The sequence below is a fragment of the Longimicrobium sp. genome (genome assembly GCF_036554565.1).
In the GTDB taxonomy this organism is placed as follows: Bacteria; Gemmatimonadota; Gemmatimonadetes; order Longimicrobiales; family Longimicrobiaceae; genus Longimicrobium.
The window spans coordinates 1-8,819 of record NZ_DATBNB010000096.1 but is presented as its reverse complement, the minus strand read 5'-3'; the positions used below and the strand labels follow the sequence as shown (position 1 = coordinate 8,819).

Sequence of the window (8,819 nt, the reverse complement as noted above, 5' to 3'; positions counted from 1 at the left end):
GGCCTTGCCTTTCTCCTCGGCAACAGTTCGCGGCCGGCGCCCACCCGGCAGCCCGCCGCGCCGTTCACCCTCTGAGGACCTCATGGCAGATAAAGTCATTGGCATCGACCTCGGCACGACGAACTCGTGCATGGCGGTGCTCGAGGGCGGCGAGCCCACGGTCATCCCCAACGCCGAGGGCGGCCGCACCACGCCGTCCGTCGTGGCGTTCACCAAGGACGGCGAGCGCCTCGTCGGCCAGGTGGCGCGCCGCCAGGCGATCACCAACCCCACCAACACGCTCTTCTCCATCAAGCGCTTCATGGGCCGCAAGGAGGCCGAGGTGAAGCAGGAGGAGAAGCTGGTTCCGTACAAGGTCACCGCGGGCCCCAACGGCCTGGCGCAGGTGGACGTGCCCAACGTGGGCAAGACGTTCACCCCGCCCGAGATCTCGGCGATGATCCTGCAGAAGATGAAGCAGACCGCCGAAGACTACCTGGGCCAGGGTGTCACGCAGGCCGTGATCACCGTGCCCGCGTACTTCAACGACGCCCAGCGGCAGGCCACCAAGGACGCCGGCAAGATCGCGGGCCTCGAGGTGCTGCGCATCATCAACGAGCCGACGGCGGCGGCGCTGGCGTACGGGCTCGACAAGAAGAAGGACGAGAAGATCGCGGTGTACGACCTGGGCGGCGGCACCTACGACATCTCCATCCTGGAGCTGGGCGAGGGCGTCTTCGAGGTAAAGGCCACCAACGGCGACACGCACCTGGGCGGCGACGACTTCGACCAGCGCGTCATCGAGTGGCTGGTCGAGGAGTTCCGCCGCGACCAGGGCATCGACCTGAGCAAGGACCCGATGGCGCTGCAGCGCCTGAAGGAAGCCGCCGAGAAGGCCAAGATGGAGCTGTCGACCACCATGTCGACGGACATCAACCTGCCCTTCATCACGGCCACGCAGGAAGGGCCCAAGCACCTGAACGTCAGCCTCAGCCGCGCCAAGTTCGAGCAGCTGGTCGACGACCTGGTGCAGCGCACCATTCCGCCCATGCAGCAGGCGCTCAAGGACGCCGGCCTGCAGCCGGGGCAGGTAGACGAGGTGATCCTGGTGGGCGGAAGCACGCGCATCCCCAAGATCCAGGAAGTGGTCAAGCAGTTCTTCGGCAAGGACCCGCACCGGGGCGTGAACCCCGACGAGGTGGTGGCAGTCGGCGCCGCCATCCAGGGCGGCGTGCTGGCCGGCGAGGTGAAGGACGTGCTGCTGCTCGACGTGACCCCGCTGTCGCTGGGCATCGAGACGCTGGGCGGCGTGTTCACCAAGCTCATCGAGCGCAACACCACGATCCCCACCAAGAAGTCCGAGACGTTCTCGACGGCCGAGGACAGCCAGACCACGGTGGAGATCCACGTGCTCCAGGGCGAGCGCGAGATGGCGATGTACAACAAGACCATCGGCAAATTCCAGCTGACGGGCATTCCGCCGGCACCGCGCGGCATGCCGCAGGTGGAGGTGACCTTCGACATCGACGCGAACGGCATCCTGCACGTGTCGGCCAAGGACCGCGCCACGGGCAAGGAGCAGAAGATCCGCATCGAGGCCTCGTCGGGGCTGTCGGAGAGCGAGATCGACAAGATGGTGAAGGACGCCGACGCCCACGCGGCCGAAGACAAGGAGCGCCGCGAGCAGGTGGAGGCCCGCAACCAGCTGGACTCGCTGGTCTACACCGTCGAGAAGGACTCCAAGGAGTGGGAGGACAAGCTCGACGAGGCCGCCAAGGAGTCGCTGAACACCGCGCTGGAGCGTGCCCGCAAGGCGCTCAAGCAGGACGACATCGGCGAGGTGCGCGGTGCGGCCGAGGGGCTGAACCAGGCCTTCATGGCCGCGGGCTCGGCCATCTACCAGGCGCAGCAGGCGGCCAGCCCGGGTGCGGACGCCGGCTTCAGCGGCGGCGCCACGGCAGGCGCGGGCTTCGACGGTGACGCCACGGCCACCGCCGGTGCGGGCGCCCGCGCCAACGACGACGTGGTCGAGGCCGACTACGAGATCGTGGACGACGACAAGCGCTGATCGCGGCGCACGTCGGTATCCAGTGACAGGCTTTCGGCCCCGCTTCCCGAGCATCGGAAGCGGGGCCGATGTCTTGCAGGCCGTCACCTCGCACTTCCTCACCCGGCTGGGGTGGAGGCCTCAGCCCTGCCGGGCGACTGAAGTCACGGCAACAAGGGCCCGAAGTCCGCCTTCGCGGACTGCATGCGCAGCCGGGTGCGCCAGACCAGCCGAGGCGCGATTCAGGTCTCCCCCTCCCCTGCGCAGCGGGGGAAGGGGGCCGGGGGGAGGGGGCTCCCGAGGCATGCGCCGATGCCCGTCGACCCTCGCGCGAAGTTCTCCCCTCTCCGCACGTAATTTGTGCGGGGAGGGGCAACCGGGGGCGGGGCACCGGCCCTCCCTAACCCCGGCCTAATCGCCGGGGCCTGTCGCGCGCGCTGCGGATGCGGGATGTTAGATTCGGGCAGGATCCGGACACGAATGAAGAACGACCAGGAAAACACGATGCTCGATCCCGTACGTGCCAAGCTCAGGATGGTCGGCGTCACCGCCGGGGCGTTCGCCGGCGGCGTCCTCGTGGCCAGCGGCCTGGACTGGACCACCCGCTCGCACGCGGCGCTCCTGCAGACCCCGGGGCGCCCCCCCGCGTCGGAGGTGCGCCCCGTCCAGGAGCTGAGCCAGGCCTTCATCACCATCGCCGAATCGGTGACCCCGGCCGTCGTATCCATCGAAACGGAGCGCGCCGAGGGCAGCTCCCGCCGCCGCGGCGGCGAGGACGGCGACGAGGAAGGCGAGCGCGGGCAAGGGATGCCCTTCCCCTTCCCCTTCCCCATGCCCGACGGCCATCCCGAGATGCCGCAGCAGGCCAGCGGCTCCGGCTTTCTGATCACCGCAGACGGGTACGTGGTCACCAACAACCACGTGGTGGCCGACGCCGACCAGATCACGGTGGTGCTGGCCGACAACCGGCACCTGCGCGCCCGGCTGGTGGGCCGCGACCCGCTGACCGACATCGCCGTCATCAAGGTGGAGGGCACGGGCTTTCCCGCGGTGCGCATCGGCCGGTCCGAGGGGGTCCGGATCGGTGAGTGGGTGCTGGCCATCGGCAACCCGCTGGACCTGGGCACCACCGTTACCTCCGGCATCGTCAGCGCGCAGGGGCGCTCGCTGAACAACCTGATCGGGCAGAACGCGGGCACGAACGGGCGCTGGGCCATCGAGGACTTCATCCAGACCGACGCCCCCATCAACCCCGGCAACTCCGGTGGCCCGCTGGTGAACCTGCGCGGCGAGGTGGTGGGGGTGAACTCGGCCATCGCGTCGCCCACCGGGTTCTACTCGGGGTACGGCTTCGCGGTGCCCATCGACCTGGCCCGCAAGGTGGCCGACGACCTGATCCGCTACGGCCGCGTGCGCCGGCCCGCCGTGGGCATCCAGGTGAGCAACGTGACGCCGGAAGATGCCGAGGTCTTCCGCCTGGAGCGCATCGAGGGCGTGGTCATCCAGGACTTTCCGGACGACAGCCCCGCGCGGGAAGCCGGGCTGCGGCAGGGCGACGTGATCGTGGCGGTGGATGGAACGCGGGTGCAGCGCGTGGGCCAGTTCCAGCGGCTGATCGCCACCCGCCGCCCGGGCGAGTCGGTGGCGCTGGACGTCATCCGCTACGGCGACCGCCGGCGGGTGGAGGTGAAGCTTTCGGAGGCGCCGGCCACCGCGCTGGAGGCCCCGGCCGCCCAGGCCCCTCGCGCCGCCGGCGCGGGCGGGTCGAAGCTGGGGCTGGGGGTGCAGCCGGTCTCTCCCGAGCTGGTGCGCGAGTTCAATCTGGCCGGCCCCGCCGAGGGGCTGGTGGTGACGAACGTGGAGCGGATGAGCGTGGCCGCCCGCAACGGCGTGGGCGAGGGAACGCGCATCGTGGCGGTAGACGGCCAGGCGGTGCGCGACGTGGAAGGGTTCCGGCGGCTGGTGGAGCGCAAGGGTCCCGGGCAGGTGATCTCGCTTCGCGTGCGCTTTCGCACGGGCGAGGGGAGCATCGTGAACATCCGCCTGCCGGACTGACCTCTGGCGGGACGGGGGGAACGAGCGGCCCGGAGAATCGTCTCCGGGCCGCTTTCCGTTCGGGCCGATCCCGGCGAAGTCGTCCCTCCTGCGCACCTTCGGTTGACCCTCCCATACGCCGGGTCTATATTTTCCCGTTCGTCCCGCGCGAAAGTGGCGGAATGGTAGACGCGCTGGTCTTAGGAACCAGTGGCTCAGGCCGTGGGGGTTCGAATCCCCCCTTTCGCACCTCGCATACAGCAACGCTTCAGCAGATAGATTCAGCCGGATGTCCGAGACCACCACGCCCAGCACCGCTCTGCAGATCGACGCCCAGGAGACGGGCGCCTGCACGCGCAAGCTTACCATCACCGTGCCGCCGGAGCGCGTCAGGCGCGTGCGGCAGTCGGTGGCTTCGCGCATCGCCAACTCCGTGCGCATGCCCGGCTTCCGCAAGGGCAAGACGCCGGCGTCCATCGTCGAAAAGCAGTTCGGCCAGGCCATCGAGCAGGAAACGGTGGAAAAGGTGATCCAGGAGGCCTACCGCGAGGCGCTGGAGTCCGGCGACCACCGGCCCATCGAGCAGGGGCAGGTAGACAACGTCCATTACCACGCCGGCGGCGAGCTTCACTTCGAGGTCACCTTCGAGGTGAACCCCGCCCTGGAGCTGTCGCGCATCGACGGATTCCAGGTGTCGCGCCCGGCCGACGTGGTGGGCGACGAGGAGGTGGATGCCGTGCTCGAGCGGCTGCGCCAGGACCGCGGCACGCCCGCGCCCGTGGAGGGCACCCCCGACTACGGCGACCAGGTGCAGGTGGAGATCACCCAGCTGGACGCCGAAGAAGAGGCCGAGGCCAGCAACTACCGCTTCGAGCTGGGCGAGGGGCAGGCCATTCCCGACATCGAGGCCGCCATCATGACGCTGGCCCCGGGCGAGGAGGGCGAGTTCACCGTCACCTTCCCCGAGGACTTCGCCGACGAGGCGCAGCGCGGCAAGCAGGAGCGCCTCCACATTCGCCTGGTGGATGCGCAACGCAAGGAGCTGCCGGCCCTGGACGACGAGTTCGCCAAGGGGCTGGGCGACTTCGAGAGCATGGACGCGCTCCGCGAGCGGGTGCGCAACGACCTGGCCGAAGATGCCAGGCGCCGCGCCGACCAGGCCGAGCGTGACGGGCTGATCGGGCAGATCGTGGAGGCCAACCCGTTCGACGTGCCGGGGAGCATGGTGGAGCGCTACCTGGACTTCATGACGGGCGACGTGCCCGACGAGAGCGGAAAGCGCCGCGCGCGGCGTGCAGAGGAGGAGGAACGGATCTCGCAACTGCGCACCTTCATGCGGCCGCAGGCCGAGGCGGGGCTGCGGCGGATGATGGTGGTGGAGCACCTGGCCGACCGCGAGGGGCTGCGGGCCACCGCCGACGACGTGGACGCGCGCGTGGAGCAGCTGGCCGAAAAGGCGGGCCGCTCGCCCAGCGACGTGTGGGTGGAGCTGGAGCGCTCCGGCCAGATGCAGGCGCTGGAATCGGAGATCACCGAGGAAAAGGTGTTCGAGCACCTGCGGTCGCGGAACACCGTTTCGCACGGCTGACGCGGCATCCGCGGGCGCGAATCCTTTCATTTCAAGAAAGCAGACGACCAGCACATGGCCATTTTTCCGCCGTACGTGATCGAGCGGTCCAGCCGGGGCGAGCGCAGCTACGACATCTTCAGCCGCCTGCTGATGGACCGCATCGTATTCCTGGGCAGCGCGGTCGACGACACGGTGGCGAACATCATCATCGCGCAGCTCCTTTTCCTGGATGCCGACAATCCGGAAAAGGACATCTACCTGTACGTGAACTCCCCGGGCGGCGGGGTTACGGCGGGGCTGGCCATCTACGACACCATGCAGTACATCCGCTCGCCGGTGCACACCATCTGCATCGGCATGGCGGCCAGCATGGGCGCCATCCTGCTGGGAGCGGGCGCCAAGGGCAAGCGCAGCGCCCTTCCCAACGCGCGGATCATGCTTCACCAGCCCTCGGGCGGCAGCCAGGGCAACGCGGCCGACATCGAGATCGCGGCCCGCGAGATCCTGGGGCTGCGCGACAAGCTCAACAAGATCCTTTCGCACCACACCGGGCAGACGGAGGAGCGCGTGGCGGCCGACCTGGACCGCGACCGCTACATGTCGCCCGACGAGGCAAAGGAATACGGCCTGATCGACGAGGTGATCAGCCATGGCGGCAAGACGCCGCTGGTGGCGGTGACCCACGAGACGGCCGAGACGGGCTCCTGATCTACGGGAGCCCCGTCTCCTCCTTTTCATCTTCCCAGCAGGTTCAGGCATGCCCAGCGACAAGCATCTCCGCTGTTCGTTCTGCGGAAAATCCAAGGACTCGGTGAAGCGGTTCATCTCCGGGCCCTCGGTGTACATCTGCAACGAGTGCATTTCGCTCTGCAACGAGATCCTGGCCGAGGAGGAGATCAAGGAGGCCACCAGCGCCGCCACGCCGGTTCCCACGCCGCTGGAGATCAAGGAGGTGCTGGACCAGTACGTGGTGGGGCAGGAGCAGGCCAAGAAGTCGCTGTCGGTGGCGGTGTACAACCACTACAAGCGGGTGAACAACCACGGGGTGATGGACGAGGTGGAGCTCGACAAGAGCAACATCATGCTCATCGGCTCCACGGGCGTGGGGAAGACGCTGCTGGCCCAGACGCTGGCCCGCGTGCTCCACGTGCCGTTCACCATCGTCGACGCCACCACGCTCACCGAGGCGGGGTACGTGGGCGAGGACGTGGAGAACATCCTCGTCCGCCTGCTGCAGGCGGCCGACTTCAACGTGGCCGAGTGCGAGCGGGGGATCATCTACGTCGACGAGATCGACAAGATCGCCCGCAAGAGCGAGAACCCCTCCATCACCCGCGACGTGAGCGGCGAGGGGGTGCAGCAGGCGCTGCTGAAGATCCTGGAGGGGACCACGGCCTCCGTTCCGCCGCAGGGGGGCCGCAAGCACCCGCAGCAGGAATACATCCAGATCAACACCAAGCACATCCTGTTCATCTGCGGCGGCGCCTTCGACGGGCTGGAAAAGATCATCGAGGCCCGGCGCGGCAAGCGGCAGATCGGCTTTGGTGCCAAGGACGACGCGCGCGACACCGACAGCAAGGACGCCAACCCGTTCCGCGACGTGGAGCCCGAGGACCTGCTGCGCTTCGGGCTGATCCCCGAGCTGGTGGGCCGCCTTCCGGTGATGGTGACGCTGGAGAACCTGGACGAGGACGCGCTGGTGCGCATCCTCACCGAGCCGAAAAACGCGCTGGTCAAGCAGTACCAGAAGATCTTCGGGATGGACGGCGTGGGGATCACCTTCGACCCGGCGGCCATCCGGGCCATCGCCAAGCAGGCCATCGAGCGGGGCACCGGCGCCCGCGGCCTGCGCGCGGTGATCGAGAACCTGATGCGCGACATCATGTTCGACATCCCCAGCCGCCAGGACGTGCGCGAGGTCGTCGTCACCCCCGAGTGCGTGACCGAGGCCGTGCCGCCGCTGCTGGTGCTGGCGCCCGAGCCGCGGCGGAAGAAGGAAGCGTGAGGATCAAGTCGGTCGAATTCGCCGGGGCCATCGGCCAGCTGGGGCAGGCGCCGCCCGAGAGCGCGCGGGGAATGCCGCAGGTGGCGTTCTCGGGCCGGTCCAACGTGGGCAAGTCGTCGCTCATCAACCGGCTTCTGGGGCGCACGCGAACCGCCATCGCCCGCGTATCGCAGCAGCCCGGCAAGACGCAGGAGATCAACTTCTACCACGTCCGCTCGGACCTGGGCGACTTCTTCCTGGTCGACCTGCCGGGCTACGGCTACGCCCGGGTGCCCGACGCCCTGCGCAAGAAGTGGGAGGGCGTCATCCACGGCTTCATCTCCACCGCCAAGGACCTGGCCGGCGTCGTTCAGCTCATCGACCTGCGCACCGGCCCGTCGCCCGACGACCTGCGCTCGGTTGACTACCTGGCCGAGCTGGGCATTCCCGTGCTGTTCGCCTTCACCAAGGCCGACAAGCTCAACAAGACCAAGCGCGAAGAGCAGTTCGCCGCCGCGGTGCGCAAGCTCGACATCACTCCCGACCAGGCCATCGCCTTTTCGGCGCTGAACGGCGAGGGGCGCGACGAGCTGCTGGAAACCCTCGGCGCCCTCCTCTTCCCGGCGCCGGACGAGGCCGCGGAGACGCCGGAGCCCGGCGGGGACGAGGGTGAGGGTTCCGCGCTGATCCCGGCCTGAAAACCAAAGAGCATCACGCAGAGGACGCGGAGAAAAAGGAGAGGACGCAGAGGCTGGCCAAGCCCTCTGCGTCCTCTCTGTCTTCTCTGCGGCCTCTGCGTGAAACGGCCGTTCCGTCAGCTCGCCGGCGTCAGGGCGAAGTCGCTGATGAACAGGATCCGCTGGTCGTTCGCGGTGCCACCCTTCACGGCGACGTTGATGACGTCGGGAAAGCCCCTCAGGTCGTTGTAGCCCACCTGCAGGATGTTCGCGTCACGGTCGATGGCGTCCTCGATCACCTCGAACAGCTCGTCGACGGTATCGTACGGGCCGAACACGTCGGCGGACGCGCTGATCGTGGGGTCCGCCGCGTTGGCCTTCTTGTAGATGCGGCTGACCGGCTGATCGCTCTTCACGGTGACCACCACCGGGGCCAGCGACGTTCCGGCCGCGCAGTAGCACTGCAGCTCCAGCGTGTACGTGTACGAGGGACCGCCCTCGCGCCCCCACAGCGCGCGGGCCCGGGCG

7 protein-coding genes and 1 tRNA gene are annotated in these 8,819 nt (G+C 68.5%); 7 read left to right on the top strand and 1 reads right to left on the bottom strand.

All coding sequences use genetic code 11. From position 1 onward, the window contains the following. Positions 1-82: 82 nt before the first annotated feature. The 7 genes from dnaK to yihA all read left to right on the top strand — a co-directional run bounded on the left by dnaK (position 83) and on the right by yihA (position 8,312). The gene (gene dnaK / locus VIB55_RS02625; protein WP_331875110.1) at positions 83-2,047 is read left to right on the top strand and encodes a molecular chaperone DnaK; all 1,965 of its coding nucleotides are present in this window, start codon (positions 83-85) and stop codon (positions 2,045-2,047) included. 459 nt (positions 2,048-2,506) lie between these two features. Then, positions 2,507-4,081: a Do family serine endopeptidase gene (locus VIB55_RS02620; protein WP_331875109.1), complete on the top strand. Its 1,575-nt coding sequence runs from the start codon at positions 2,507-2,509 to the stop codon at positions 4,079-4,081. A gap of 147 nt (positions 4,082-4,228) precedes the next feature. Further along, positions 4,229-4,309: transfer RNA gene (locus tag VIB55_RS02615), tRNA-Leu, on the top strand. Between the two features lie 40 nt (positions 4,310-4,349). Next, complete coding sequence (gene tig / locus VIB55_RS02610; protein ID WP_331875108.1) at positions 4,350-5,648, top strand: trigger factor; 1,299 nt, start codon at positions 4,350-4,352, stop codon at positions 5,646-5,648. Between the two features lie 54 nt (positions 5,649-5,702). Continuing rightward, complete coding sequence (gene clpP, locus VIB55_RS02605) at positions 5,703-6,338, top strand: ATP-dependent Clp endopeptidase proteolytic subunit ClpP (RefSeq protein WP_331875107.1); 636 nt, start codon at positions 5,703-5,705, stop codon at positions 6,336-6,338. A gap of 49 nt (positions 6,339-6,387) precedes the next feature. Next, positions 6,388-7,635: an ATP-dependent Clp protease ATP-binding subunit ClpX gene (gene clpX / locus VIB55_RS02600; RefSeq protein ID WP_331875106.1), complete on the top strand. Its 1,248-nt coding sequence runs from the start codon at positions 6,388-6,390 to the stop codon at positions 7,633-7,635. Then, the gene (yihA, locus tag VIB55_RS02595) at positions 7,632-8,312 is read left to right on the top strand and encodes a ribosome biogenesis GTP-binding protein YihA/YsxC (protein ID WP_331875105.1); all 681 of its coding nucleotides are present in this window, start codon (positions 7,632-7,634) and stop codon (positions 8,310-8,312) included. The genes clpX and yihA overlap by 4 nt, the downstream gene beginning before the upstream one ends. Positions 8,313-8,428: 116 nt before the next feature. On the opposite strand, the gene VIB55_RS02590 is transcribed toward yihA, so the two are convergent. After that, the coding region (locus VIB55_RS02590; RefSeq protein ID WP_331875104.1) for a DUF6174 domain-containing protein at positions 8,429-8,819 on the bottom strand (391 nt) is incomplete at its 5' end.